The organism is Arthrobacter cupressi (assembly GCF_900099975.1).
Classification (GTDB): Bacteria; Actinomycetota; Actinomycetes; order Actinomycetales; family Micrococcaceae; genus Arthrobacter; species Arthrobacter cupressi.
This window is the reverse complement of sequence record NZ_FNEI01000008.1, coordinates 112182-136723: the sequence shown is the minus strand read 5'-3', so window position 1 is coordinate 136723 and position 24542 is coordinate 112182. Positions and strand designations below refer to the sequence as shown.

Below are 24542 nucleotides of genomic sequence, written 5' to 3'. Positions count from 1 at the left end.
CGGTGTTGGGGACGGAAGCGGGCGTCACTTGCCCGGCAGGGTCAGAAGGTAGGCGGCCAGCAGCGCCATGGCGGCCAGCACGTAGAAGGAAATGGACACCCAGCGGGGCCGCTTCTGCTGGTGGAAGGAAATCCCGCCACCGATCAGCAGCCCGGCCAGGCCCATCAGGATGATGGACCACATCTCAGGCGGTGGCTTCCGGTGCATCGACTGCCACGGCGTCGGAGGGCTTGGGGCGCAGGCCCTCGACCCAGTTGCGCAGCAGGCGGGCACCGGCGTCGCCGGACTTTTCCGGGTGGAACTGGGTGGCGCACAGCGGCCCGTTCTCCACGGCCGCGATGAAGGGCGCGCCGTGCTCGGACCAGGTGACCATGGGTGGCGCCATCCGCGGCTGGGCGACGTCGAATTCCCACTTCTGCACACCGTAGGAGTGCACGAAGTAGAAACGCTCGTCCTCGACGCCGGCAAACAGCTTGGAACCTTCTGGCACCTTCACGGTGTTCCAGCCCATGTGCGGAACGACGGCGGCGGGCAGCAGTTCTACCTTCCCCGGCCATTCGCCCATGCCTTCGGCCTCGGTGCCGTGCTCCACGCCGGCCTCGAAGAGGACCTGCAGACCCACGCAGATGCCGAGCACGGGGCGGCCCCCGGCAACGCGGCGGCCGATCATGCGGATGGCGTCGACGGCCTTCAGCTCGCGCATCACGGTTTCGAATGCGCCGACCCCGGGCACCAGGAGGCCGTCCGCGTTCAGGACGTCCTCGGGCTTGGCGCTGAGGGTCACGTGGGCGCCGGCCCGTTCCAGGGCGCGCACGGCGGAGCGGACATTCCCGGAACCGTAGTCCAGGACCGTGACGGTGGGTTTGCCGTCGGGTGAGACGATGCGGCCGGCGGCGTCGGGATCGACGACGGCGCCGTCTTTGAGGATCTGCTTGCTCACAGGGCTCCCTTGGTGGACGGGATGTCCTCCACGCGGGGGTCGGATTCCACGGCGGCGCGGAGGGCACGGGCGAAGGCCTTGAACTGGGCCTCGACGATGTGGTGCGGATCGCGGCCGGCCAGCACGTTCATGTGCAGGCAAATGCCGGCGTGCAGGGTGATGGCTTCGAACACGTGGCGGGTCAGCGACCCGGTGAAGTGGCCGCCGATGAGGTGGTACTCCTGGCCCGCGGGTTCGCCGCCGTGCACGAGGTATGGGCGCCCGGAAACGTCCACGACGGCGTGCGCCAGGGCTTCGTCCAGGGGCACGGTGGCTTCGCCGAAGCGCCGGATGCCGGCCTTGTTCCCGAGCGCCGTGCGCAGGACCTCGCCGAAGGTGATCGCGACGTCCTCCACGGTGTGGTGGGCGTCGATGTGGGTGTCCCCGGTGGCCTTGACGGTCATGTCGATGAGCGAATGCTTGCAGAGCGCGGTCAGCATGTGGTCGTAGAACGGCACGGAGGTGCTGATGTCCGAGACGCCGGTGCCGTCGAGGTTGATTTCGACGATGACCGAGGACTCGCTGGTGGTGCGTTCCATGCGTGCGGTCCGGGCGGCTGCCGTGGTGGCGCCGTTTTCGCTCATTGAATTGTCCTTAGAGGGGAGGTAGGGGTCTGCTTCAAGTCTAGGCCCGGGCCGGCGCCGGGCCGTCCAGCAAGGCCTCAAGGGCTTCGAGGAACGCGGTGGTTTCGGTTTCGGTGCCCGCGGTCACGCGCAGGTGTCCGGGGATGCCGACGTCGCGGATCAGCACGCCGGCATCAAGCAGGCCCTGCCATACGGCGTGCGGGTTCTCCAGCCCGCCGAAGAAGACGTAGTTCGAGTCGGAGGCTGCCGGCTTCAGGCCCAGCCGGGTGAGCCCGTCCACGATGCGGTCGCGCTGAACCTTGATGTCTTCAACCTCGGCCATGAGGGCCTCGCGGTGCTGCAGGGCGGCCAGGGCGGTGGCCTGGGTGACGGCTGAGAGGTGGTACGGCAGCCGGACCAGGCGGATGGCGTCCGTGATTTCCGGGGCGGCGGCCAGGTAGCCCACGCGGGCGCCGGCCAGTGCGAAGGCCTTGCTCATGGTGCGCGAGACGATCAGTCGTTCCCGGCCGGGCAGCAGTGTCAGGGCGCTGGGCGTGCCGTCGTGGGCGAACTCGTGGTAGGCCTCGTCCACAATGATGATCGCCTGGCTTGCCTCGCCGGCTTCATAGACAGCTTCGACGACGTCGAGCCCGAGACCCGTTCCGGTGGGGTTGTTGGGCGAGCACAGGAACACGATGTTCGGCGCGAGTTCACGGACCTGAGCGGCCGCGGAGGCAGCGTCCAGACCGTAGTCGTCCGCGCGGACACCCGTGACGTAGGCGGTGTCCGTTCCGCTGGCGAGCAAGGGGTACATCGAGTACGTGGGCGGGAAGCCCAAGGCGGTGCGTCCGGGGCCGCCGAACGCCTGGAGGATCTGCTGAAGCACCTCATTGGAGCCGTTGGCCGCCCAGATGTTCTCCGGGGCGAGTCCGTGGCCGAGGTACTCGGCGAGGGCCTCACGAAGCTCGGTGAATTCACGGTCCGGATAGCGGTTGAGGCCCGTGGCGGCCTTTGCCACGGCCTCGGTGATCGCGGCCTGGACATCCGCGGGAACGCCATGGGTGTTTTCGTTGACGTTGAGCAGGATCGGAACATCCAACTGCGGGGCGCCGTAAGGGCTCAGTCCGCGGAGGTTGTCCCGGAGGGGAAGTCGGTCAAGTCGCTCTAGCTGCTCACTCACCATGACAGTTTAAGGTGCAAGCGCTGATGCCCTGAAACTGTGACAGCGTGGGCCGGCGACGGGCGCAGCCCCGGCTCAGGCGGCGGGCACGAACAGCTGCTGGCCGGGGACGATCCGACCGCCCTCGAGGTTGTTCAGCTGGATGATTTCCACAATGACGTCGCGGGGATCGCGCTCCGGCGCTGCGGCTCCGGCTATGCCCCAGAGGGACTGGCCGGACTGCACGGTGACCGTGACGGTGGGGGTGGCGCGGAGGGCGGTTGCCTCATCGGCCGCCTTGGCCGGGGAGTTCAGAAATCCCACCAGGGTCAGCAACGCAGCGAGCAGGAGCATCGCAGGAATCCCGAAGAAGACGATGCGGCCACGGCGGGTCAGCCGGAGCCGGCCGGGGACTGCCGAGGGGAATTCGGGGGTGATGGTGGTGCCGGACATGAGCTGAGCCCTCCTGAGGAAAAGCCTGCACCCGGACCCGCCCGGCGCATGGCTGCCAATTCTTCTTTCGTCAGCACCGGCTCCGGAATTCGAAGCCGATGTTCGAATCTAGGGGCGGCCGAACTGCTGAGTTAGAACACATATTCGAACCTTGCTACGACATTTTTAGCACTTATCAACGAATGGTGTCGAGACTCGCTAGAACAAATGTTTGATATAGCCCTTCGCCTGGCCTACGTTTGAGTGAAGGAACAAGCACCGGAACAGTGCATCAGGAGGGTCTGACATTTTTAGGGACCCGGCTCTGGATCACCGGCCGGATCGACCGGAAGGACGCGGCACACAATGGCAGCACGAGCCAACGGCAACGGGGTTTCCCCGCGGAGCCAGCAGCCGCCGAAGGCAGCCAAGGGCCTGACCGTCCGGCAGAAGAAGATCCTGGAAACCATCCAGCGTTCCGTCAATGACAACGGCTACCCGCCCTCCATGCGCGAGATCGGCGACACCGTGGGCCTGGCCAGCCTTTCCAGCGTCACGCACCAGCTCTCCCAGTTGGAGAAGCTGGGCTACCTGCGGCGCGATCCGAAGCGTCCGCGTGCCATGGAAGTGCTCATGCCGCTCACCCTCGACGGCGGCGCGCAGATTCCGGGAGTTGAAGCCCCCGCCTCGCTGCGGAGCACCGGCGGCCTCGCCGTGACCGAACTTGCCAGCGCCAGCGACACCGCGATGGTTCCCCTGGTGGGCCGCATCGCCGCAGGTGGTCCGATCCTGGCGGACCAGACGGTGGAAGACGTGCTCCCCCTCCCCCGCCAGCTGGTGGGACACGGGGAGCTCTTCATGCTCAAGGTGGCCGGTGATTCCATGATCGACGCCGCGATCTGCGACGGCGACTGGGTGGTCGTGCGCCGCCAGAACGACGCCGTAAACGGTGACATCGTCGCGGCCCTGCTTGACGACGAAGCCACGGTGAAGACCTTCCGGCAGCGCGACGGCCACACCTGGCTGCTGCCGCAGAACACGCAGTACGAGCCGATCCTCGGCGACCACGCCACGATCATGGGCAAGGTCGTCTCGGTGCTGCGTTCAATCTAAGGGACCGCCCTAGCCGGCGCTCAGGCGTTCGAGCGCTCCGCGGACCACCGAACTGTCAGTCGTTGCCCAGAAAGGCGGCAGCGCTGCCCGGAGGAATCCGCCGTAGCGTTCGGTGGAGAGCCGGGAGTCCAGCACGGCCACCACTCCCCTGTCTCCGGTAGTGCGGATCAGCCGCCCTGCGCCCTGGGCGAGTCGGATCGCCGCGTGGGTGGCCGAGACCGCCATGAAGCCATTGCCGCCCGACTGTGCCACGGCGCGCGAACGGGCCGTCATCAGCGGGTCGTCCGGCCGCGGGAATGGAATCCTGTCGATCACCACGAGCCGGCAGGAACCGCCCGGAACGTCCACGCCCTGCCAGAGTGACATCGTCCCGAAGAGGCAGGTGTCTTTTTCGTCCGCGAACTGCTTCACGAGGGCGGCCATGGTGGACTCGCCCTGGCACAGAATGGAGAGGTCCAGCCTGGCGCGCATCTGCTCGGACGCTTCTTCGGCCGCGCGCCGCGAGGAGAACAGGCAGAGGGCCCCGCCCTTGGAAGCGCGGAGCAGGTGTTCAAGTTCATCCAGGGCTTCGGGCGAAGTGCCGCGCCCGGGCTTGGGCAGGTGCGCCGCCACGTACAGCATCCCCTGTTTCGGATAGTCGAACGGGGATCCGACGTCCACCCCGGTCCAGCTGGGAGCGCCGTCCCCCACCAGGCCCAGACCGCCCGCCGCCGGTTCGAACGCGGCACCGATGGCCAGCGTGGCGGACGTCAGCACCACCGTGTGGTCGGCAAACAGGCCTTCGCGCAGGCGTCCCGCGACGCTCAGCGGGGCGATGTTGACCAGGGCCGGGGCGCCCTCATCGGGGGCCGAATAGCCTTGCTGCGGGTCGAAGGTACTGGTGCGCGAGAGCCAGACCACCTCGCGGTTTTCGCGGGCGGCGAGCAGCCGTTCGCACAGTTCCAGGATCAGCAGAAGCCGTGAGCGCGCAAGCTGCCGGCCGCCGTCGACCGCGTTGGAGGAATCGCCCTTCGAGTCCGAAAGGGCCGCGCGGCAGGCCTCCCGGAGCTGGTCGATGCAGTCGAGCTGTTCGTCGTTGAGGCCGTTCGGCAGCAGCCCGGAAGGGGCGCCGGCAAGCGCCACTTCGAGCCGGTCCGCGGCTGAGTTCAGCGCGTCCACCGTGATGGCGGTGTGCTTGCGGGCGCTTGAGGCCGCGGCATGGACCATGGTTACGGAAAGCTGTCCGGAGACGGCACCGGTGACGCGGTCCTGGAGTTCGTGGGCTTCATCCACCACCACAACGTCGTACTCGGGCAGCACGGCCAGCCCTTCGAAGGCGCTGACGGCGAGCATCGCGTGGTTGGTGACCACGACGTCGGCCTCCGCGGCGCGCTGCCGGGCCAGCTCGCTGAAGCATTCCTCCGCGAGGGGGCACTTCTGCGCGCCGAGGCACTCCATCGAGGTCACCGAAACCTGGCGCCAGGCACGGTCCGTCACGCCGGGCAGGAGTTCGTCCCGGTCTCCCGTGGACGTGGTTTCCGCCCATTCACGCAGGCGCACCACCTCCTTGCCCAACTGCGAAGCCGGGCCGCCGATCGAGGCCGCCACGTGCGGGACGCTGGTGTCCTCGCCGAGCGAGAACAGCTGCCCCTCAGCGGGTTCCTCGCTGGGGAACCCCCCTTCAAGCTTGTGCAGGCACACGTAGTTGGCCCGGCCCTTGACCAGCGCCACCGTCACCGGGCGCTCAAGCAGGGGGTTGAGGGTTTCCAGGAGCCTGGGAAGGTCGCGGGAGACGATCTGGTTCTGCAGGGCCAGGGTCGCCGTGGACACCAGTGCCGGCTTGTTGCTGTCCATGGCATGGGCGATCAGCGGCACCAGGTAGGCCAGGGACTTTCCCGTTCCGGTGCCCGCCTGGACCAGGAGGTGTTCATTGTTCTCGATGGCCCGGGCAACATGTGCGGCCATGGTGTGCTGGCCGGTGCGGTTCTGCCCGCCCATGCCCGCCACGGCCTTGTCCAGGAGGTCCAGGGCGGTACGTTCCGCCCTGGACCCGCTGCCTGCGGCTACTTCCTGTTCAGCCATTGACGGCGAACTCGCCGAGTTCGGCTGCCAGGTTTTCGTGCACCATGGCAACCACCCGGGTGCCGCCTTCCTCATGCTCAAGGCTGAGGATTTCGGCGTCGGAGTTGTGCAGCTTGTTGATGAGTTCGCCGCGGTTGTAGGGAATCAGCGCCTCCAGCCGGACCCCGGGGCGCGGGATGGCCTCGCTGATGGCTTCCAGCAGTTCGGCGATGCCCTGTCCGGTGCGGGTGGAGACCACGGCGTGCCGCGGTTCCTTCTGTTTGAGCCGCTCGACGACGAACGGATCCGCCGCGTCCACCTTGTTCAGCACGATGATTTCCGGAATCTTCCGGGCATCAACCTCGGCAAGCACGGTCCGGACCGCGGCGATCTGGCCTTCGGGATCGGGATGGGAGACATCCACGACGTGAAGGATCAGGTCGGCGTCGGCCACCTCCTCCAAGGTGGATCGGAACGCCTCGACGAGCTGGGTGGGCAGGGAGCGCACGAACCCGACGGTGTCTGCGAGGGTGTAACTGATGCCGTCCGGGGTCTGCGCCTTGCGGACCGTCGGATCCAGGGTGGCGAACAGGGCGTTCTCGACCAGGACGCCGGCGTCGGTGAGGCGGTTGAGCAGGGACGACTTTCCGGCGTTGGTGTAGCCGGCGATCGCCACCGACGGGACGGCATTACGACGGCGGTTGGCCCGCTTGGTCTCGCGGGCCGGCTTCATCGCCGCGATCTCCCGACGCAGCTTGGCCATCCGCGTGCGGATGCGCCGGCGGTCGAGTTCGATCTTCGTTTCACCGGGACCGCGCGAACCCATGCCGGCTCCCGCGCCGCCCACCTGGCCACCGGCCTGGCGGGACATGGATTCACCCCAACCACGCAGGCGCGGCAACAGGTATTCAAGCTGCGCCAGCTCCACCTGTGCCTTGCCTTCGCGGCTCTTGGCGTGCTGCGCGAAAATGTCCAGGATCAGGGTGGTGCGGTCCACCACCTTGACTTTGACGATGTCTTCGAGGCCGCGCCGCTGGGACGGTGCCAGTTCGGTGTCCACGATGACGGTGTCCGCCCCGGTGGACATGACGATGTCCCTGAGCTCGAGCGCTTTGCCGGAACCGAGGTAGGTGCCGGGATCCGGCTTGACCCGGCGCTGGACGATGCCGTCCAGCACCTCGGAACCGGCGGTCTCGGCCAGTGCCGCGAGCTCGCGGAGCGAGTTCTCGGCGTCGGCCAGTGTCCCCTCGGTCCAGAGCCCGGCCAGGACGACGCGCTCAAGGCGCAACTGCCGGTATTCGACTTCAGTGACGTCTTCGAGTTCGGTGGACAGGCCTGCAGTGCGCCGCAGGGCCCGGCGTTCGGCCAGGTCTTCCTGCTCGCCGTCGTAAATGGTGTGTTCTTCGTCCAGGGTGGAAATCGCCTGGGCCCTGCCGAGCACGCCGCGGGAATCTTCGTCCCGCGCCGGTGCCGGCACATCCTTGGAGAGAATCCGGTCGATGACAGCCTGGATTTGTTCAGGACTCATGTCCTGGGCGTCGGAATCGGCTCCGGTGTTCTGCTGCGTGGTCATGGTCTCCTTAGAGGTTCGGCATATCCAGAATAGTGCCGTTTGATGTCTGATGGGGGCGCGCTTCGCGCTGGGCTGACGCCTTCGCAGGACCAGACAGGAGATCCGGGCCGGGCACGGCTGCGGCGGAGCCGGAGACGGGCGGCGGAGGATCGATCTGTTGAGCTTCCGGCAGCCGGCGCGGGCGTCCGCGACGGGACACCGCTGCAGCGGCTCGGTTACCGGGATCATGCCAAGGCGGAAAGGCGGTGCCGCGGCGGCTCCAGGGTGGAACGGCCGGACCTGCCTGCATCGCAGGGGCTGAATTACTCAAAGATCAAGAACATGCATACAACCCTATCAGGCGTTGTCAAGCACTTCCGGGGATCACGGTTTCCCTTTGGCTGGCGCGGCCAACTACTCTGGCAAGCTATGGAGTCTGCTCACTATTTCAACGCCCCCGCCGGGCCTTTCCCCCGCAAACCCCTCACGGTGGAACTGGCCGGCGCCACCCGCAGGCTCCACAGCTCCCCCGGGATCTTCAGCCCGGACGGCATCGACAAGGGAACCATGATCCTGCTGGACGAAGTGCCGGCTCCCGCTGCGCGGGGCAATCTGCTGGACATCGGCTGCGGCTGGGGCCCGGTTGCCCTGACCATGGCACTCATGTCGCCCGAAGCACACGTGTACGCCGTCGACGTCAACGAGCGCTGCATCACCCTCACCAACGAGAACGCCGCCGCGCTGGGACTGGAAAATGTCACGGCGAGCCTGCCCGACGACGTCGACCCTTCCGTGAAGTTCGACACCATCTGGTCCAATCCGCCGATCCGCATCGGCAAGGCCGAACTGCATGAACTGCTGCTGAAGTGGCTGCCGCGGCTGGCTCCTGGCGGGGACGCCTGGCTGGTGGTGCAGAAGAACCTCGGTTCGGACTCCCTTCAGCGCTGGCTGGCGGAGGAACTGGACGATAGGTTCACCGTGACCCGGGAAAGCACCGCGAAATCGTTCCGGATCCTGCGGGTCAGGAAAGCGAACCAGTAGCGACGATCACGGCCGGACCGCTGAGTTCGACGTGTTCGCGCCCGCCGCTTCCGGGGAAGAACCGGACGCGGACGACGCCGCCGGGGACGTTGACGTTCCAGCTGTCCGGTGCGCCGTCGCCGGCCCAGTGCCGGATCGCGACGGCGGCCGCGCAGGCGCCCGTGCCGCAGGACTGGGTCTCGCCGACGCCGCGTTCGTGGACGCGCATGGTGATTGTTCCCGTGCCGTCGTGGACGAGCGGTTCGGCGGGGACGACGAATTCGACGTTCGTGCCGTGGGGCGGCACCGGGTCCACCTGGGGCGCCTTGTAGAGTTCGGTGGCCTCCAGCTCGGAGAGCTCGGCCAGGGCGACCACCGTGTGCGGGTTGCCCATGCTTACCGAGAGCGCCGGGCGGGCGACTTCGAGGCCGTCCGCGTGGACCAGGGAGTCCATGGCCTTGTCCCGCGCGTCCGCCGGGAAGATGAATTCCCAGGGACCCATGTCCACGGCATAGCCGTCCGCCGTGCGGCTGATCCTCTTGACGCCGCCCCGGGTGCCGATGGCCAGGGATTCGCCGGCGCCAAGCGTCACCAGGCCCTGGTCGATGAGGAAATGCACGAAGACCCGGACGCCGTTGCCGCACATTTCGGAGAGCGAGCCGTCACCGTTGCGGTAGTCCATGAACCATTCCGCGGCAGGTTCCTCGGCGAGGATCCCGCGGCCTTCGGGCAGGAAGCGCGAGGGGACGGCGCGGATGAGTCCGTCTCCGCCGATGCCCAGGTGCCGGTTGCACAGGGCGGCGACCTGTTCCGGCGAGATGAGGTGCTGGTCCTGCGGGTCGGCGATCAGGACGAAATCATTGCCGGTGCCGTGGCCCTTGGAAAAAGGCAGTCCTTTGAGGGCGGGGGTGTTTGTGAGGCTTTCGTCCATGGTTCAAGGCTACCTGCGGGCGGCTGTCGGCCTAAATCAGCGGCGGCGTGCTGTCAGCACAGCCGGGCGGCCTTCGCGACGAGCCCGGCGTCCTGCCAGTCGAGCCAGGTGATACGGGGGTCGGCGCGGAACCAGGTAAGCTGGCGGCGCGCGAACTGCCGGGTGGCCACGATGGTTTCCTCGGCGGCGGCTGCCACGTCCGAGTCGCCGTCGAGCACCCTGAGGAACTGGGCGTAGCCGAGCGCCCGCGGGGCGGTCTTCCCGCGGCGCAAACCTGCGGCGTCGAGCGCGCTGACCTCGTCCAGCAGTCCGGCATCGACCATGCGGTGCACCCGCGTGGCGAGACGGTCGCGCAGGAGCTCCCGGTCGACGTCGAGCCCGATCTGCACGGCGGGCCGGAAGTACTCACGCACCGGCATGAAGGAACTGAAGGGCCGGCCGGTGAGCTGGTGGACCTCGAGGGCGCGGATAATGCGGCGGGCGTCGCCGAGGCGGCCGGCCGACACCGGATCGACGGCGCGGAGCCGGTCCAGCAGCACGGACAGCCCGTGAGCCTCGGCTTCGTCTTCGAGCTCCTTGCGAACGGCGGGGTCGGTTCCGGGGAACTCGAGGACGTCCAGCGCCGCCCGGACGTACAGTCCCGAGCCGCCCACCAGAATGGCGCGCCGGCCCCGGGCGTGAATGTCGTCGATGATGGCGCGGCAGTCCTGCTGGAACGCCGAGACGCTGGCTTCCTCCGTGACATCCAGGGTGTCCAGGAGGTGGTGGGGCACCCCGTGGCGTTCGTCCTGGGTGATCTTCGCCGTGCCGATGTCCATGCCGCGGTAGAACTGCATGGCGTCGGCGTTGATCACCTCTCCGCCCAGTTCCAGTGCCAGCCGGACGCCGAGATCGGACTTTCCGGAGCCGGTGGGCCCGACGATGGCAATCACCGGTGGGGGGCTGTGCATGCTCAACTGCGGCGCGGTCAGTTTCGGCACGGTCAGTTTCGGTGCACTGGCAGCGACGGCATGCCCAGCGAGACGGCCGCCTTCGCGCCCGCGGCAGCCGGCGCCGGGGCACCGCAGGAGTCGGCCTGGGAACGGGCCCAGGCGTCCCCTGCCCGGGAGCGGCGCAGGCCGTACTCCGCCGGGCTTGCGGGGTCGGCAATCAGGTGGAACGCGGCGGCCTCGGTGATCGTGACGGTGACGAAGTCGCCGGGGCGGGGCGTTTCGGCGCCGTCGGGAACGGAGAAATGCACCAGTCGCTGGTCCGCGGCGCGGCCGGACAGGCGGTGGGTCTCCCCCGCCTTGCGGCCCGACTGTGCGGTCACGAGGACCTCCACCTGGCGGCCGAGCTGCCGGGCGTTTTCTTCGGCGGCGATGCGGTCCTGCAGCGCGGTGAGCCGCTCGTAGCGTTCCTGGACGACGGCCTTGGGAAGCTGCTCCGGCAGTTCCGCGGCCGGGGTGCCCGGACGCTTGGAGTACTGGAAAGTGAACGCCGAGGAGAAGCGGGACTTTTCGACGACGTCGAGCGTGGCCTGGAAGTCCTCTTCGGTTTCGCCCGGGAAGCCAACAATGATGTCCGTGGTGATGGCGGCGTGCGGGATCCGTTCCCGGACCTTGTCCAGGATGCCGAGGAACTTCGAGGAACGGTAGGAACGGCGCATGTCCTTGAGGACCTTGTCCGAGCCGGACTGCAGGGGCATGTGCAGCTGGGGCATCACATTGGGTGTTTCGGCCATGGCGTCGATGACGTCGTCGGTGAAGGCGGCCGGGTGCGGGCTGGTGAAGCGCACGCGTTCCAGGCCCTCGATCTCACCGCAGGCCCGCAGCAGCTTGGAGAAGGCCTGCCGGTCGCCGAATTCCACGCCGTAGGAGTTGACGTTCTGGCCCAGCAGGGTGACCTCGACGGCCCCGTCGTCCACGAGGGCCTGGATCTCGGCGAGGATTTCCCCCGGCCGGCGGTCCTTCTCCTTGCCGCGCAGGGAGGGCACGATGCAGAAGGTGCAGGTGTTGTTGCAGCCCACGGAGATCGACACCCAGCCCGAATAGACGGAGTCGCGCTTGGTGGGCAGGGTGGAGGGGAAGACGTCGAGGGACTCGAGGATCTCCAACTGGGCTTCGTTATTGTGGCGGGCCCGGTCCAGGAGGGCCGGGAGGGCGCCGACGTTGTGCGTGCCGAACACGGCATCCACCCAGGGGGCCTTGCTGACAATGGTTTCGCGGTCCTTCTGGGCGAGGCAGCCACCGACGGCGATCTGCATTCCCGGGTGCGCGGCCTTGACCTGTTTCAGTTCGCCGAGGTTGCCGTACAGCTTGTTGTCCGCGTTCTCCCGGACGGCGCAGGTGTTGAAGACCACGACGTCGGCCAGGGCCCCGTCCGCGGGCACGTATCCGGCATCCTCCAGGAGCCCGGCCATCCGCTCGGAATCATGGACGTTCATCTGGCAGCCGAACGTGCGGACCTGGTAGGTGCGTTGGCGCGCGGGACCGGCGGCGCCAAGCCCGTCAGTGGACGCGACTGCGGATTCGGCTGCGGATTCGGCTGCGGAGGGAGTGGTTGCGGGAGAAGCGGTAAAACTCACTCGTTAAGGGTACCGGTTTCGTCCAGCACTTCCCCGACGATCCGGAACGCCAGGGAGGGCTGGTACCCCTTCCGTGCCAGCATGGCCGCGAGGCGCCGGGTGTGCTTGTCCCGTTCCTCCCTGTTGCCAAGGTCCACGCCGCCCCGGAGCTTGCGCGCGACGAGTTCCCGTGCGGCCTGACGCTCGTCCTCGTCGCTGAGCTGCCCGAGGGCTTCCTCTGCGGTGTCGGGGTCGATCCCCTTGTCCGCCAGTTCGCGCCGAAGGGCGCCCCGGGCCAGTTTCCTCGTCTGGGAACGGCTCCGGACCCACATCTCGGCAAAGTCGGCGTCGTCGATGAGCCGGACCTCTTCGAAGCGGTCCAGCACAGCGTCCGCTACGGATTCGGGCACGTTGCGCTCGGCAAGCTTCCGGGCCAGCTGCTGCCTGCTCTTGGGAGAGTTGGTCAGCTGCCGCAGGACGATGGCCCGCGCCACCGCTTCGGGATCGGCCTCAGCATCCTCCGTCACGGGGGAATCCGCCGGGAGTTCCCTGCCCGGGCGGGCCGTGCGCTGGCGCCTAGCCGTCAACGGCCTTCAGCTTCGGAGAGTCCTCGCCTTCGGCGGGCTTGACGCCGACGCCCAGCTTCTCCTTGATGAGGCGCTCCAGTTCCTGGGCGAGTTCGGGGTTGTCGCGCAGGAAGCGGCGCGAGTTCTCCATGCCCTGGCCCAGCTGGTCGCCGTCATAGGTGAACCACGAACCGGACTTCTTGATGATGCCGTGTTCGACACCCATGTCGATGATTCCGCCTTCGCGGGAGATACCCTGGCCGTAGATGATGTCGAATTCGGCGACCTTGAAGGGCGGGGCCATCTTGTTCTTGACGATCTTGGCCTTGGTGCGGTTGCCCACGGAGTCCGAACCCTCCTTGAGGGTCTGGATGCGGCGGACGTCGATGCGCACGGAGGCGTAGAACTTCAGGGCCTTACCACCGGTGGTGGTTTCCGGGGAGCCGAAGAACACGCCGATTTTCTCACGCAGCTGGTTGATGAAGATGGCGGTGGTCTTGGTCTGGCTCAGGCGGCCGGTGATCTTACGCAGTGCCTGGCTCATGAGGCGGGCCTGCAGGCCCACGTGCGAGTCACCCATTTCGCCTTCGATTTCGGCGCGCGGAACAAGGGCCGCCACGGAGTCGATGACGATGATGTCCAGGGAGCCGGAGCCGACCAGCATGTCCATGATTTCGAGGGCCTGCTCACCGGTGTCCGGCTGGGACACCAGCAGGGCGTCCGTGTCCACGCCAAGCTTGGCCGCGTAGTCCGGGTCCAGGGCGTGTTCGGCGTCAATGAAGGCCGCGATGCCTCCATTACGCTGCGCGTTGGCCACGGCATGCAGCGCCACGGTGGTCTTACCCGAGGATTCCGGGCCGTAGATCTCCACGACGCGGCCGCGCGGCAGGCCGCCGATGCCCAGGGCGACGTCCAGTGCAATGGACCCGGTGGGGATCACCTCGATGGGTGCCCGGGTGTCGTCACCCAAGCGCATGATGGAGCCCTTGCCGAATTGCTTGTCGATCTGGGCAAGCGCTGCTTCGAGCGCCTTCTCGCGATCCGGGTTTGCCGCCATGGTTCACACCTCTGAGCTTTCTCGCTGTGGACCGGCCTGAGGGGCCGCTTTCCTGTCCCTTCCGACGCTAATACCGGCCGCAGACATTATTTGCGGGCAACATGCGCTATGTGGATAACCACGCGGAACAGGACGGGTCACGGAACAGGCGAAATGTCCGTCAGAATCAATTTTTCCTCTGAAAGGAGCATAGTCCCATCCGAACAGATATTCGAACATCCGGCCCGCGTGTCACGGCGCCGAACACGGCCCGGAGGCTCAGAGCGGGGACGAACCGTCCTTGATCTTGATGTCCCGGCCCAGGCGGCGTTCTTCGGGGACATCCTGGACGTCGCAGACCGCGAGCCACACCTTCCGCGGCTCGACTCCGGCCGCCAAGGCCTGGTCCGCGGTCCGTCCGCCCACTCCGGCGAGCACCAGGGATCCTGCCAGGACCCGGGCATAGCCGCTCCCGAATTCGTCGTCCATGAGTCGCCAAAAGTCACTGATCCGCACCAATAGAGTCTCTCACGTGGCCGGACTCTAGAATGGTTGCCATGAGCAATACCCCCGACGACGCGCCGGAGCCGGTCAACGGAGACGGCGTCGACAACGCCCTCCAGCAGGTGGAACACCAGCTGAGCATCTTCTGGCGCCGGGCCCGTTCGCTCTCCCACCAGCTCTCGCGCCAGGTGCACCCGGACATGGAGCCGGCCGCCTACGGGCTGCTGTCGATCATCCGCAAGGAGGGACCCCTCCGCCTGACGGAACTGGCCTCCTGCATCGGCGTCGGGAAACCGTCCGTGAGCCGCCAGATCGCGTTCCTCGAGAGCATCGGCATGGTCTACAAAGAGGCCGACCCGCAGGACGGACGGGCGCAATCCATCCGCCTGACCGCCAAGGGCGAAGAGAAAATGCACCAGGTCCAGGATGCACGGCGCCAGGTGTTCCGGGAACGGCTGGGCGAGTGGCCGCTGGAGGAAATCCAGACCCTCGCCGAGTACATGGAACGGCTCAACACCGCCTACGGCGAAGGTATCGGCAAGGACCAGGCCTGAGCGGCCCGCTAGCTGAGCCGTTCCGGGCTGGCAGGGCCGGCCCCGTACAAACGACATAAGGAGAAGGCTCCGGCACTGTTGCCGGAGCCTTCTCCCTTGGTGTTTATGTCAATGCGTTCAGCGCGCTGCCGAGAGCACGCCCGGGGTGAAGTCCCCGCCAAGTTCCGCGCTGAGTTCGCGGTCCAGGTCGCGTCCGTAGCGCTGGGCGAATTCCTGGGGAACGGTGTCCGGAACGGCCACGCCTTCAGCTACGGCAACGCGGTCGCTGACTTCGCGCAGCATGCTGGACAGCGGAACGTCCAAGGCAGTGCAGATCGAGGACAGCAATTCGGAGGACGCTTCCTTCTGGCCGCGTTCCACCTCGCTCAGGTAGCCGAGGGACACGCGGGCACTGTGCGAAACCTCGCGGAGGGTACGGCCCTGGCGCTGACGGACATCGCGCAGAACATCACCGATCTCGTGACGCAGTACAACCATCTTGCGCTCCTTCTGTTCCCTCGGTGCCGATTCGGCCAGGCCCACATCCTTCCAGCGGACAACGCCGTTTACGGATACGGGCTGCTTAACCATCTGTATCGCCTTGCTCCCTCTTCGGTCCGGGACACCCTCGAAAAGGTGCCCCGCTTGTTTTTACATCCTAGGCGCCCCGGCTCTTCCGGGGCGACACAATGTAACAACTATCGGGCTACGGTTTTTGTTCCCGCCTACTTTACCTGTGGTAACTCCGTGCGGCGCAAGAGTTCCAGTACCCTTGCGAGGGCGGCAGCGGCGGCCTGCTCCCGGATCTCGGCCCGGCCGCCGGAGAAGGCATAGCCGAATGCCTCGCTGCCCTTGCCGGAAGCCACCGCGATGTAGACCGTGCCCACCTCTTTTCCGTCGTGCGCGTCGGGGCCGGCCACTCCCGTGGTGGACACCCCGATGTCGGCGCCGCAGGCCGCCCGCGCGCCCTCCGCCATGGCCCGGGCGACATCGGCGTCCACTGAACCGGCCTTGGCGAGCAACGGCTCAGGTACCCCGAGGACTGCGGACTTCACCGAGTTCTGATACGCGACGACGCCGCCCTGCAACATCCCGGAGGCTCCGGGCGTGTTGGCCAGGGTCGCGGCAACCATGCCCGCGGTCAGGGATTCGGCCGTGGCCACCGTGAGGCCCTTGGCGATGGCCTCGGCGACGACGTTCGCCGCGGTGTCCCGCGCCAGCCCGCTCATGCGCGCCCGTTGGCCCGCAGCCTGAGGGCCTGGAAAACGTATTCGACGCCGGTCCAGACGGTGATCACCAGGGCCGCGAGCATCACGGCGAACGCCACCCAGTAGAGCCAGGGGGCGATCGATGCCAGCGGCACGATGAACAGGAAAATGGCAACGGTCTGCACGACGGTCTTGAGCTTTCCGCCCCGCGAGGCCGGCATGACGCCGTAGCGGATCACGAAGAAGCGCAGGGCGGTGATCCCCCATTCGCGCACGAGGATGACGATGGTGATCCACCATGGCAGCTCCCCAAGCGCGGAAAGGAGCACCAGGGCGGAACCGATCAGCAGCTTGTCGGCGATCGGGTCCGCGATCTTGCCGAAGTTGGTGATCAGGTTCCGGGCACGGGCGATGTCGCCGTCGAGCTTGTCGGTATAGATCGCCGCGGCGAAGGCGACGACGGCGGCCCAGCGCCAGGCGCCGTGCTCGCCGTTGTCGGCGAGCAGGAACCAGATGAAGAACGGGACGAGCGCGATGCGCAGCATCGTCAGGATGTTGGGCAGGTTCCAGACCTGGGAGCCGGAGCCGGCTTTGCTGCCTTCGGATGTAGTCACGCCTCTAGGCTATCGTCCGGAGGCCGGCACCATGATTACCGTCCGGCCCATGACTACCGACCAGTCAGTGACCAGGCGTCCTCGCCGTCGTCGTCCTCTCCCCCGTCGGCGCCGTCGTAATACTCGATTGCCTGGGTCCGGTTGTCCAGGTCCGCGGCCACGAGGTCCTCGGCGTAACCGCCGACGGCGATGTTCGCGTTCGCGTTATCGCTCAAGGCGGCGGTGTGGGCGTCCGGGGCGGCCCCGGCGTCGTCACCGCGCATGGCGGCGAGGACCGGTGCGAGGTCGTCCGGCTTGACGAGCACGTCCCGCGCCTTGGAACCTTCCGAAGGCCCGACGACGCCCCGGGACTCGAGCAGGTCCATGAGCCTGCCGGCCTTGGCGAAGCCCACGCGCAGCTTGCGCTGGAGCATGGAGGTGGAACCGAACTGGGTGGTGACCACGAGCTCGGTGGCCTGCAGCAGCACCTCGAGGTCGTCCCCGATGTCGTCGTCGATCTGCTTCTTCGGCGCCTCGGCGGCGACATCGTCACGGTAGACCGCCTGGAGCTGGCCCTTGACGTGTTCAACCACCTTGTGGATCTCGGACTCCGACACCCAGGCACCCTGGACACGCATCGCCTTGGAGGCGCCCATCGGCAGGAACAGGGCGTCGCCCTGGCCGATGAGCTTTTCGGCGCCGGGCTGGTCCAGGACCACGCGCGAGTCCGTGACCGAGGAGGTGGCGAAGGCCATGCGGGAGGGCACGTTGGCCTTGATCAGGCCCGTGACGACGTCCACCGACGGGCGCTGGGTGGCCAGCACGAGGTGGATGCCGGCGGCACGGGCCAGCTGGGTGATGCGCACGATCGAGTCTTCGACGTCGCGCGGGGCCACCATCATGAGGTCGGCGAGCTCGTCCACGATCACCAGGAGGTACGGGTACGGCTTGATGACCCGCTTGGAGTCCGGCGGCGGGACCACCTTGCCCGCACGGACGGCCTTGTTGAAGTCGTCGATGTGCTTGTAGCCGTAGTTGGCGAGGTCGTCGTAACGGGCGTCCATTTCCCGGACCACCCACTGGAGCGCCTCGGCGGCCTTCTTCGGATTGGTGATGATGGGCGTGATGAGGTGCGGCACGCCCTCGTAGGCGGTGAGTTCCACGCGCTTGGGGTCCACCATGACCATGCGGACTTCGTCCGGCGTGGCCCGCATGAGGATGGAGGTGATCATCGAGTTCACGAAGGAGGACTTACCGGCACCGGTCGCACCGGCAACGAGCAAGTGCGGCATCTTGGCAAGGTTCGCCACGACGTAGCCGCCCTCGACGTCCTTGCCCACGCCCATCACCATCGGATGGTCGGTGCGGCGGGCGTTCTGGCTGCGCAGCACGTCGCCCAGGGACACGGTTTCGCGGTCTGTATTCGGGATTTCGATGCCGATGGCGGACTTGCCCGGGATGGGGCTGAGGATGCGGACATCGCTGGAGGCCACGGCGTAGGAGATGTTCTTGGACAGCGCCGTGACGCGCTCCACCTTGGTGCCGGGGGCCAGTTCGATTTCGTAGCGGGTCACGGTGGGGCCGCGGCTGAAGCCGGTCACGGTGGCATCCACGTTGAACTGCTGCATGGTGTCCGTCAGGGCGGCCACCACGGCGTCGTTCGCTTCGGTCCGTTCCTTCGGCACGGAGCCCGGGGTCAGGTTGTCCGACGCCGGGAGCGTGTAGGTGACATCGCCCGCCAGGGAGAGCTGTTCGGTGCGCTGCGGGATCGGCGTGGGCGGCGGAGGCGGGCTGACCGGCGTCGAGGGTACCGTGCTGGCGGGCGCGACGACGGGAATCGCCTCGGTGGGATTCTCGCCCTGGCCGCTGTTTCCCAGGCCCTGGGCCGCCTTGATTTTCTCGACGGCGATCTCCGCCTGGGTGGGACGGCGGACTCCCGGCGGCACTGAGGGTGCCTTGGGCGCTTTGGTGCCGTCCTCGCCGTCGACCAGTGCGTGCTCGAAGGCCTCGTCCCCCACGTAGCCTTCCAGCTTTGGCTCGGCGTCCTCGTCCTTGCCGAAGAGGCGCATGCGCTTTTTCTTCTTGGGGGCGGGGCGGTCGTTCTCGTGGAGGTAGCTGCGGTCGTGGGCGTCGCCGCGGGTGCCGTCCTCCATGAGGTCCACGCCCATGAGGTGTTCGTACGCTTCCCGGAGGCGCCGCGGAATGGCTCCGAACGGCGTCGCGGTGACAATGAGCAGGGAGGTGAAGGCCAGCGCGGAGTACACGAGGACCGGCACGGCGGTGTGGATGGCCGCCAGCGGGGCGGCAGCCAGGAAGCCCAGCATGCCGCCGGCCCGGCGCAGCCCTTCGAAACCGTCCGAGACGGTCGGCTGGCCGCCGATGATGTGGGCCAGGCCGGTCCCGGCGAAGGTCATGATGAGGAAGCCGATGCCCACCCGGTTGTTCCCGCGGCCGTCCCACGGCTGGCGGAACAGGCGGAAGGCGCAGACGAAGAGCATGAGCGGCAGCAGCAGGGCCATCCAGCCGAAGGTGCCGTTGACCACGCTGTAGACGAGGTCCGGCAGCCAGCCGCTGAATCCCCACCAGGCGAAGGTGGCGATGAAGATGCCGAGCACGAGGTTGAACAGTGCGGCGCCGTCGCGGCGTTCCTCCGGTTCGAGCTCGCTGACGTCGTGGCCGATGCGGCGGACCCCGGCGCCGACGAGGTGGCCGACGCCCTGCCAGGCTCCGGAGAGGACCCTGACGATCCACGGCTGCTGCGGCTCTGCGTTTGCCTTGCCGCGCGTGCCGCGGGGCGCGGAGCTGCTTCTGCCGGATTTTGCGGTGGCTCCGCCCCGGCCGGATCCGCCGGATTTACTGGTGGAGTTGCCTTTTGGCGCGGAGGAAGTACGTGTCGCCATATTCGCCACGGTACCGCAAACGGCCCGGAATCCTGCGGATTTCCGGGCCGTCGGGCTTTTCGGGCCGCTCGGGGCCCCGTTCGGTGCGGGCTACGCCTCCAGGACCACCGGGATGATCATTGGCCGGCGGCGGAGCTTGCGGTTCACCCAGGTGCCGATCACGCGGCGCACCACCTGCTGCAGCTGGTAGTTGGTGTGGTCCGGGTGGTTGACCACGGCCTCTTCGAGGGCGGCGTTGATCTTGGGGACGATCTCGTCGAACACGGCGTCGTCCTCGGCTACGCCGCGGGCGTGGATCTCCGGGCCGGAGACGATCTTGCCGGTGGTGCGGTTGATGACGGTGATCACCGAGATGAAGCCTTCGTCGCCGAGGATGCGGCGGTCCTTGAGGTCGGCGTCGGTGATCTCGCCCACGCTGGAGCCGTCCACATAGACGAAACCGACTTCCACCTGGCCGGCCACGCGGGCTTTGTGGTCCCTCAGGTCGATCACGGTGCCGTTGTCGGCGAGGATGACGTTGTCGGTGGGCACACCGGAGTCTTCGGCGATCTTGCCGTTGGCGATCAGGTGCCGGGTTTCTCCGTGCACCGGCATCGCGTTGAGCGGCTTGAGGATGTTGTAGCAGTAGAGCAGTTCGCCGGCGGCGGCGTGCCCGGAGACGTGCACCTTGGCGTTGCCCTTGTGGACGACGTCGGCGCCGAGCTTGAGCAGGCCGTTGATGATCCGGAACACTGCGTTCTCGTTGCCGGGGATGAGGCTGGAGGCCAGGATCACGGTGTCGCCGGTACCGACGACCACGCGGTGGTCGCCGTTGGCCATGCGGGACAGCGCGGCCATGGGTTCGCCCTGGGATCCGGTGGACATCAGGACCACGCGGTGGTCCGGCAGTTCGTCGATGTTCTTCAAGTCCACCAGGATGCCCGGCGGCACGTCCAGGTAGCCCAGCTTGGCGGCGATGGCCATGTTGCGGACCATGGAGCGGCCTACGAAGGCAACGTTCCGGCCGTGCTTGGCGGCGGCGTCCAGGACCTGCTGCACGCGGTGTACGTGCGAGGAGAAGGACGCGACGATGATGCGCTTCTTCGCCTGGCTGAACAGCCGCTCCAGGGTGGGGCCGATTTCCTTTTCCGCGGTGGTGAAGCCCGGGATGTCCGCGTTGGTGGAGTCAGCCATGAAGAGGTCCACGCCTTCTTCGCCCAGGCGGGCGAAGTGGCGCAGGTCCGTGATCCGGCCGTCCAGCGGCAACTGGTCCATCTTGAAGTCGCCGGTGTGCAGCACGTTGCCGCCCGCCGTGCGGATGAACACCGCGAGGGCGTCCGGGATGGAGTGGTTGACCGCCACGAATTCGCATTCGAAGGGGCCGAACTGTTCGATCTGGCCCTCGGTCACCGTAAGGGTGTACGGCCTGATCCGGTGTTCCTGAAGCTTGGCTTCCACCAGCGCCAGGGTCAGCTGCGAGCCAACCAGCGGAAGGTCCGGGCGCAGGCGCAGCAGGTACGGCACGGCGCCGATGTGGTCTTCGTGCCCGTGGGTCAGCACGATGGCGACGACGTCGTCCAGGCGGTCTTCGATGTAGCTGAAGTCCGGCAGGATCAGGTCCACGCCGGGCTGCGTCTCTTCGGGGAAAAGCACGCCGCAGTCGACGATGAGGAGCTTGCCGTCGATTTCGAAAACGGCCATGTTGCGGCCGACTTCACCCAGGCCGCCGAGGGGCACAATCCGGAGCGTACCCTCCTTGAGCTTGGGCGGAGTGGCAAGTCCGGGAAGGGCGGTTTGGGTCATAGTGCGCTTCTTTCCGGCGGAATCTTTCTAGACGGTGAAGTCCATACCGGCTTCCGCCAAGTCCTCGCGGATGGTGTTGATCTCGTCGGCGTCCGGCTCCACGAGGGGCAAACGGACATACGAGTTCGGCAGGACTCCCTGCCATTTAAGAATCTGCTTGGCGGCGACGGCGCCCTGGACGCGGGTCATGGTGGCACGGACCACCGGTTCCAGTTCGAAGTTGATCTTGCGTGCGGTGCCGAAGTCGTTGGCGTTCACGGCGTCCACGAGTTCGCGGAAGCGGCGGGTGGCGACGTGCGTGGTGACGCCCACCAGGCCGACGGCGCCCAGCGCCATCCACTCGAGGGTCAGTCCGTCGTCGCCGGAGTAGAAGGCAAGGTCGGTCTGCGCCATGACGCGGGTGGCCGCGGCGAAATCGGCCTTGGCGTCCTTCACGGCCACGATGTTGGGGTGCTCGGCCAGCCGGATCATGGTGTCCGGGGCGATCGGCACCGAGGAGCGGCCGGGGATGTCGTAGAGCATCACCGGGACGTCCGTGGCGGAGGCGACGGTCTCGAAGTGCGCCCGGACACCGGCCTGGCTGGGCTTGTTGTAGTACGGGGTGACGATCAGCAGACCGTCGACGCCGAGCTTCGCGGCTTCCTGCGAAAGGTGCACGGAGTGGGCGGTGTCGTTGGTGCCGGTGCCCGCGATGATGGCGGCACGGTCCCCGACGGCTTCCTTGACGGCACGGAACATGCCGAGGTTTTCCTCATCGGTGAGCGTGGAGGTTTCGCCGGTGGTTCCGGTGACTACGAGGCCGTCGCAGCCGTCGTCGACGAGTTTGCTGGCCAGTTCCGCCGCCTGCTTGTAATCGACTTCACCGTCTTTGGTGAAGGGAGTGACCATGGCGGTCAGCAGGGTACCGAGGGCAGCAACATTCGCACGGGAGTCAGACATACGAAAAACGTTACCCTGTCAGCCGCACGATCCGGGAATGGGGGCGATGTGTTCGTCGTCAAATTCGCGCCCGTCAGAGGCTTCGTCCGGAGCAATACCGCTCGACGGCGGCCTCCCGCAGTTTGTCCGCCCACGCGCCAAGGCGCTGGGCCGCGCGGACGTAGTCGAAGAGTTCCGTGGGAGTCAGCGCATCCAGGTCCGTTTCCGACAAGCGCCGGGCAAGCTCGGGACCCGGGGGCTGCTCGACAAGGAGGGTGCCTTCGCGGCGCCAATGCACGTCCTCCGGCGGCTCGCCGTTGACCAACTGCCGGAAGAGGAAATCGACCACCCCCGGGCTCATTGCCTGCAGGGGTCCGCCGGCCTCAAGTGGCCCACCGGCCTTCCTGGGACCGTCCAGCATGGGATCTTTCATGCGGCAATGGTATTCGAACATATATTCGAATACAAGATTCCGGAAGCGCAGCGGACCGTATCCATCCGTAGCGGCCGGTCCTAGAATCATGGTGCCGGGCCGGGGAAGGCACCATCGGCCCGGCGGACACGCGCCACCATCCTCCGAAGGTGCCTGCAAAGGACGTGCGCCATGACGACCACCCCCGCACCGGCCACCGAAAGCACCGAATCAGAGCGCAAGTACCAACCCGGCACCACCGCACGGGCCCCGCGTTTCCTCGACATCCCCGGCGTCGAACACACCGGAGACCCGGCCGAAATGCTCCTCGAAGCCGTCTACTTCGACACCGCGGACATGGAACTGGCCAGGCGGGCGATCACGCTGCGACGCCGTACGGGCGGGCCGGATGACGGGTGGCACCTGAAAGTACCACTGGGCCCGGATAGCCGCCAGGAGATCCACGCACCCCTGGGCCAACCAGAGGAAGTGCCTCCCCGGTTACTCGAAGGACTGGCCGCCTTCACCCGCGGCAAGAAGCTTTCCCCCACGGCCCGGCTCACCACGCGGCGGACCACCACCCGGCTCTACGGGCCCGACGGCGTGCACCTCGCCGATTTCTCCGACGACCACGTCCACGCGGCACGCCCCGGAGCAGCGGACCAGGGCACGCACTGGCGCGAATGGGAAGTGGAACTGGTTCACGCCACGCCGGAGTTCTTCCTCGCCGCCGAACCTGTTCTCGCTGCCGCCGGCGCTGCACCGGCCAGCCACAGTTCCAAGCTTGCCCGGGCCTTCGGCAGCGAATGGCCGGCCGCGACGGGCCGGCCCCCGGTCCGCCCGCGCAGGAAGGGTCCGGTGCTGGACGTGGCGGTGGCGTACGTCGATGCGTGCATCACCGAGCTGCTCACCCACGACGCCGGGGTTCGCCGCGAGGAGGACGAGGCCCTGCACGACCTGCGCTCAACTGTCCGCAGGATCAGGTCGGCGCTTGCCATCTACCGGCCGCTGTTCAAGAAGAAGGCAGTGGCCGGCCTGCAGGACGAACTGCGCTGGATCGGGCGGGTCCTCGGCAAGCCGCGCGACGCGGAAGTCATGCGCACCCGCATCCTCGAAGATCTCAGCGGGCTGGCGGACGATCCGCCGGCCGTAGCCGCCCGCAGACTGGTCGAACAGGAACTCGGCGCACGCTACGATGCCGGGTACCGCAGGGCCTTGGCCGCCCTGGATTCGCCCCGGTACTTCCGTCTGCTGAACGCCCTGGAAGCCTTCCGCGACCACCCGCCCGCCACCGGCAAAGCAGGGCGCAAGGCCCGCAAGGGCAGCCGCAAACTCGTCAACAAGGCCCTCGCCCGGCTGGATAAGTCACAGCGCAAAGCCCGGAAGACCTCGGCCGGCCCCCGGCAGGACAAAGCGCTCCACCAGGTCCGGAAGGACGCCAAGCGCCTGCGCCACGGCGCCGAAACGGTCACTGCGCTCCACGGCAAGGCGGCCCGGAGGCTCCGGAAATCCGGCCACCGGATCCAAAAGGTCCTGGGCGACCACCAGGACGCCGTCATCGCCCGGGGCCTCCTGGCCGGCTTCGCGTCCGCCCCGGACCTCGGCGAAACCGGCAGGGCTGTCTACGGGCAACTCGCGCGGCAGGAGGAGAAGACCGCTGAACAGGCCCGTGCCGCGTACCGGAAGGCCAGGAAAAAGGCCCGCCCGCGGAGCCTGAAACTGTAAGCAAGGTTCCGGGCCTCCCTGGACCCGCGCC

24 protein-coding genes are annotated in these 24542 nt (G+C 67.3%); 4 read left to right on the top strand and 20 right to left on the bottom strand.

Annotation, left to right across the window (positions count from 1 at the left end):
- Nucleotides 1-24: 24 nt before the first annotated feature.
- From BLP88_RS18970 to BLP88_RS11200, 5 genes are all read right to left on the bottom strand, one after another.
- Nucleotides 25-183, bottom strand: coding sequence for a hypothetical protein (locus BLP88_RS18970; protein ID WP_175453537.1), 159 nt, complete (start codon nucleotides 181-183; stop codon nucleotides 25-27).
- 1 nt (nucleotide 184) lies between these two features.
- Complete coding sequence (hisH, locus tag BLP88_RS11215) at nucleotides 185-940, bottom strand: imidazole glycerol phosphate synthase subunit HisH (protein ID WP_074589222.1); 756 nt, start codon at nucleotides 938-940, stop codon at nucleotides 185-187.
- A complete protein-coding gene (gene hisB / locus BLP88_RS11210; RefSeq protein WP_074589221.1) occupies nucleotides 937-1563 on the bottom strand; it encodes an imidazoleglycerol-phosphate dehydratase HisB in 627 nt (208 codons plus the stop codon). Before hisB ends, hisH begins: the two co-directional genes overlap by 4 nt.
- A 40-nt stretch (nucleotides 1564-1603) precedes the next feature.
- Nucleotides 1604-2722 (bottom strand): histidinol-phosphate transaminase, encoded by a 1119-nt coding sequence (locus tag BLP88_RS11205; protein ID WP_074589303.1) that lies wholly within the window; start codon nucleotides 2720-2722, stop codon nucleotides 1604-1606.
- Nucleotides 2723-2797: 75 nt separating this feature from the next.
- Nucleotides 2798-3154: a LysM peptidoglycan-binding domain-containing protein gene (locus tag BLP88_RS11200; RefSeq protein ID WP_074589219.1), complete on the bottom strand. Its 357-nt coding sequence runs from the start codon at nucleotides 3152-3154 to the stop codon at nucleotides 2798-2800.
- A 345-nt stretch (nucleotides 3155-3499) separates the two neighbouring features.
- Here BLP88_RS11200 and lexA point away from each other — a divergent pair, with 345 nt between their 5' ends.
- Nucleotides 3500-4246 carry a transcriptional repressor LexA gene (lexA, locus tag BLP88_RS11195; RefSeq protein ID WP_074589217.1) on the top strand — a complete coding sequence of 249 codons (747 nt, stop codon included), beginning with the start codon at nucleotides 3500-3502 and terminating at the stop codon, nucleotides 4244-4246.
- A 9-nt stretch (nucleotides 4247-4255) separates the two neighbouring features.
- Here the strand turns inward: lexA and BLP88_RS11190 are convergent, their stop codons facing one another.
- The gene (locus BLP88_RS11190; protein WP_074589215.1) at nucleotides 4256-6307 is read right to left on the bottom strand and encodes an ATP-dependent DNA helicase; all 2052 of its coding nucleotides are present in this window, start codon (nucleotides 6305-6307) and stop codon (nucleotides 4256-4258) included.
- Nucleotides 6300-7859: a GTPase HflX gene (gene hflX / locus BLP88_RS11185; RefSeq protein ID WP_074589214.1), complete on the bottom strand. Its 1560-nt coding sequence runs from the start codon at nucleotides 7857-7859 to the stop codon at nucleotides 6300-6302. The genes BLP88_RS11190 and hflX overlap by 8 nt, the downstream gene beginning before the upstream one ends.
- A gap of 408 nt (nucleotides 7860-8267) precedes the next feature.
- On the opposite strand from hflX, the gene BLP88_RS11180 reads away from it, so the two are divergent.
- The gene (locus tag BLP88_RS11180) at nucleotides 8268-8879 is read left to right on the top strand and encodes a class I SAM-dependent methyltransferase (RefSeq protein ID WP_074589212.1); all 612 of its coding nucleotides are present in this window, start codon (nucleotides 8268-8270) and stop codon (nucleotides 8877-8879) included.
- Here BLP88_RS11180 and dapF read toward each other — a convergent pair.
- The 6 genes from dapF to BLP88_RS11150 form a co-directional block, all read right to left on the bottom strand.
- Nucleotides 8860-9789: a diaminopimelate epimerase gene (gene dapF, locus BLP88_RS11175; RefSeq protein WP_074589210.1), complete on the bottom strand. Its 930-nt coding sequence runs from the start codon at nucleotides 9787-9789 to the stop codon at nucleotides 8860-8862. The two genes, BLP88_RS11180 and dapF, sit on opposite strands and share 20 nt — an antisense overlap.
- Nucleotides 9790-9842: 53 nt before the next feature.
- Nucleotides 9843-10739 carry a tRNA (adenosine(37)-N6)-dimethylallyltransferase MiaA gene (gene miaA, locus BLP88_RS11170; protein WP_074589302.1) on the bottom strand — a complete coding sequence of 299 codons (897 nt, stop codon included), beginning with the start codon at nucleotides 10737-10739 and terminating at the stop codon, nucleotides 9843-9845.
- A 32-nt stretch (nucleotides 10740-10771) separates the two neighbouring features.
- Nucleotides 10772-12355, bottom strand: a complete 1584-nt coding sequence (miaB, locus tag BLP88_RS11165; RefSeq protein WP_074589209.1) for a tRNA (N6-isopentenyl adenosine(37)-C2)-methylthiotransferase MiaB — start codon at nucleotides 12353-12355, stop codon at nucleotides 10772-10774.
- Nucleotides 12352-12861 carry a regulatory protein RecX gene (locus BLP88_RS11160; protein WP_139163365.1) on the bottom strand — a complete coding sequence of 170 codons (510 nt, stop codon included), beginning with the start codon at nucleotides 12859-12861 and terminating at the stop codon, nucleotides 12352-12354. Before BLP88_RS11160 ends, miaB begins: the two co-directional genes overlap by 4 nt.
- Before the next feature lie 49 nt (nucleotides 12862-12910).
- Nucleotides 12911-13957, bottom strand: coding sequence for a recombinase RecA (recA, locus tag BLP88_RS11155; protein ID WP_074589205.1), 1047 nt, complete (start codon nucleotides 13955-13957; stop codon nucleotides 12911-12913).
- 258 nt (nucleotides 13958-14215) lie between these two features.
- A complete protein-coding gene (locus tag BLP88_RS11150) occupies nucleotides 14216-14452 on the bottom strand; it encodes a DUF3046 domain-containing protein (RefSeq protein ID WP_074589298.1) in 237 nt (78 codons plus the stop codon).
- Between the two features lie 41 nt (nucleotides 14453-14493).
- On the opposite strand from BLP88_RS11150, the gene BLP88_RS11145 reads away from it, so the two are divergent.
- The gene (locus BLP88_RS11145; protein WP_074589296.1) at nucleotides 14494-14994 is read left to right on the top strand and encodes a MarR family winged helix-turn-helix transcriptional regulator; all 501 of its coding nucleotides are present in this window, start codon (nucleotides 14494-14496) and stop codon (nucleotides 14992-14994) included.
- Nucleotides 14995-15111: 117 nt separating this feature from the next.
- On the opposite strand, the gene BLP88_RS11140 is transcribed toward BLP88_RS11145, so the two are convergent.
- From BLP88_RS11140 to BLP88_RS11110, 7 genes are all read right to left on the bottom strand, one after another.
- The gene (locus BLP88_RS11140) at nucleotides 15112-15564 is read right to left on the bottom strand and encodes a helix-turn-helix domain-containing protein (protein ID WP_074589203.1); all 453 of its coding nucleotides are present in this window, start codon (nucleotides 15562-15564) and stop codon (nucleotides 15112-15114) included.
- A gap of 134 nt (nucleotides 15565-15698) precedes the next feature.
- The gene (locus tag BLP88_RS11135; RefSeq protein ID WP_074589201.1) at nucleotides 15699-16202 is read right to left on the bottom strand and encodes a CinA family protein; all 504 of its coding nucleotides are present in this window, start codon (nucleotides 16200-16202) and stop codon (nucleotides 15699-15701) included.
- Complete coding sequence (gene pgsA / locus BLP88_RS11130; protein ID WP_074589199.1) at nucleotides 16199-16795, bottom strand: CDP-diacylglycerol--glycerol-3-phosphate 3-phosphatidyltransferase; 597 nt, start codon at nucleotides 16793-16795, stop codon at nucleotides 16199-16201. Before pgsA ends, BLP88_RS11135 begins: the two co-directional genes overlap by 4 nt.
- A 53-nt stretch (nucleotides 16796-16848) precedes the next feature.
- The gene (locus BLP88_RS11125; RefSeq protein WP_074589197.1) at nucleotides 16849-19674 is read right to left on the bottom strand and encodes an FtsK/SpoIIIE family DNA translocase; all 2826 of its coding nucleotides are present in this window, start codon (nucleotides 19672-19674) and stop codon (nucleotides 16849-16851) included.
- 90 nt (nucleotides 19675-19764) lie between these two features.
- On the bottom strand, nucleotides 19765-21456 hold the full coding sequence (locus tag BLP88_RS11120) for a ribonuclease J (protein ID WP_074589195.1): 1692 nt from the start codon (nucleotides 21454-21456) through the stop codon (nucleotides 19765-19767).
- 27 nt (nucleotides 21457-21483) lie between these two features.
- On the bottom strand, nucleotides 21484-22395 hold the full coding sequence (dapA, locus tag BLP88_RS11115; protein WP_074589193.1) for a 4-hydroxy-tetrahydrodipicolinate synthase: 912 nt from the start codon (nucleotides 22393-22395) through the stop codon (nucleotides 21484-21486).
- Between the two features lie 73 nt (nucleotides 22396-22468).
- Nucleotides 22469-22807, bottom strand: coding sequence for a hypothetical protein (locus tag BLP88_RS11110; RefSeq protein ID WP_245679843.1), 339 nt, complete (start codon nucleotides 22805-22807; stop codon nucleotides 22469-22471).
- 171 nt (nucleotides 22808-22978) lie between these two features.
- Between BLP88_RS11110 and BLP88_RS11105 the strand changes: the two genes are divergently transcribed.
- A complete protein-coding gene (locus BLP88_RS11105) occupies nucleotides 22979-24511 on the top strand; it encodes a CYTH and CHAD domain-containing protein (protein WP_074589190.1) in 1533 nt (510 codons plus the stop codon).
- Nucleotides 24512-24542: the final 31 nt, after the last annotated feature.

Excerpts from the sequence above, each read along its gene's own strand:
- dapA (WP_074589193.1), bottom strand. The coding sequence starts at position 22,395 with ATGTCTGACTCCCGTGCGAATGTTGCTGCCCTCGGTACCCTGCTGACC.
- BLP88_RS11105 (WP_074589190.1), top strand. The coding sequence starts at position 22,979 with ATGACGACCACCCCCGCACCGGCCACCGAAAGCACCGAATCAGAGCGC.
- BLP88_RS11200 (WP_074589219.1), bottom strand. The coding sequence starts at position 3,154 with ATGTCCGGCACCACCATCACCCCCGAATTCCCCTCGGCAGTCCCCGGC.
- hflX (WP_074589214.1), bottom strand. The coding sequence starts at position 7,859 with ATGACCACGCAGCAGAACACCGGAGCCGATTCCGACGCCCAGGACATG.
- dapF (WP_074589210.1), bottom strand. The coding sequence starts at position 9,789 with ATGGACGAAAGCCTCACAAACACCCCCGCCCTCAAAGGACTGCCTTTT.
- BLP88_RS11110 (WP_245679843.1), bottom strand. The coding sequence starts at position 22,807 with ATGAAAGATCCCATGCTGGACGGTCCCAGGAAGGCCGGTGGGCCACTT.
- BLP88_RS11180 (WP_074589212.1), top strand. The coding sequence starts at position 8,268 with ATGGAGTCTGCTCACTATTTCAACGCCCCCGCCGGGCCTTTCCCCCGC.
- BLP88_RS18970 (WP_175453537.1), bottom strand. The coding sequence starts at position 183 with ATGTGGTCCATCATCCTGATGGGCCTGGCCGGGCTGCTGATCGGTGGC.
- BLP88_RS11140 (WP_074589203.1), bottom strand. The coding sequence starts at position 15,564 with ATGGTTAAGCAGCCCGTATCCGTAAACGGCGTTGTCCGCTGGAAGGAT.
- hisB (WP_074589221.1), bottom strand. The coding sequence starts at position 1,563 with ATGAGCGAAAACGGCGCCACCACGGCAGCCGCCCGGACCGCACGCATG.
- recA (WP_074589205.1), bottom strand. The coding sequence starts at position 13,957 with ATGGCGGCAAACCCGGATCGCGAGAAGGCGCTCGAAGCAGCGCTTGCC.
- miaA (WP_074589302.1), bottom strand. The coding sequence starts at position 10,739 with ATGCACAGCCCCCCACCGGTGATTGCCATCGTCGGGCCCACCGGCTCC.
- BLP88_RS11125 (WP_074589197.1), bottom strand. The coding sequence starts at position 19,674 with ATGGCGACACGTACTTCCTCCGCGCCAAAAGGCAACTCCACCAGTAAA.
- BLP88_RS11145 (WP_074589296.1), top strand. The coding sequence starts at position 14,494 with ATGAGCAATACCCCCGACGACGCGCCGGAGCCGGTCAACGGAGACGGC.
- BLP88_RS11135 (WP_074589201.1), bottom strand. The coding sequence starts at position 16,202 with ATGAGCGGGCTGGCGCGGGACACCGCGGCGAACGTCGTCGCCGAGGCC.
- BLP88_RS11120 (WP_074589195.1), bottom strand. The coding sequence starts at position 21,456 with ATGACCCAAACCGCCCTTCCCGGACTTGCCACTCCGCCCAAGCTCAAG.
- BLP88_RS11190 (WP_074589215.1), bottom strand. The coding sequence starts at position 6,307 with ATGGCTGAACAGGAAGTAGCCGCAGGCAGCGGGTCCAGGGCGGAACGT.
- lexA (WP_074589217.1), top strand. The coding sequence starts at position 3,500 with ATGGCAGCACGAGCCAACGGCAACGGGGTTTCCCCGCGGAGCCAGCAG.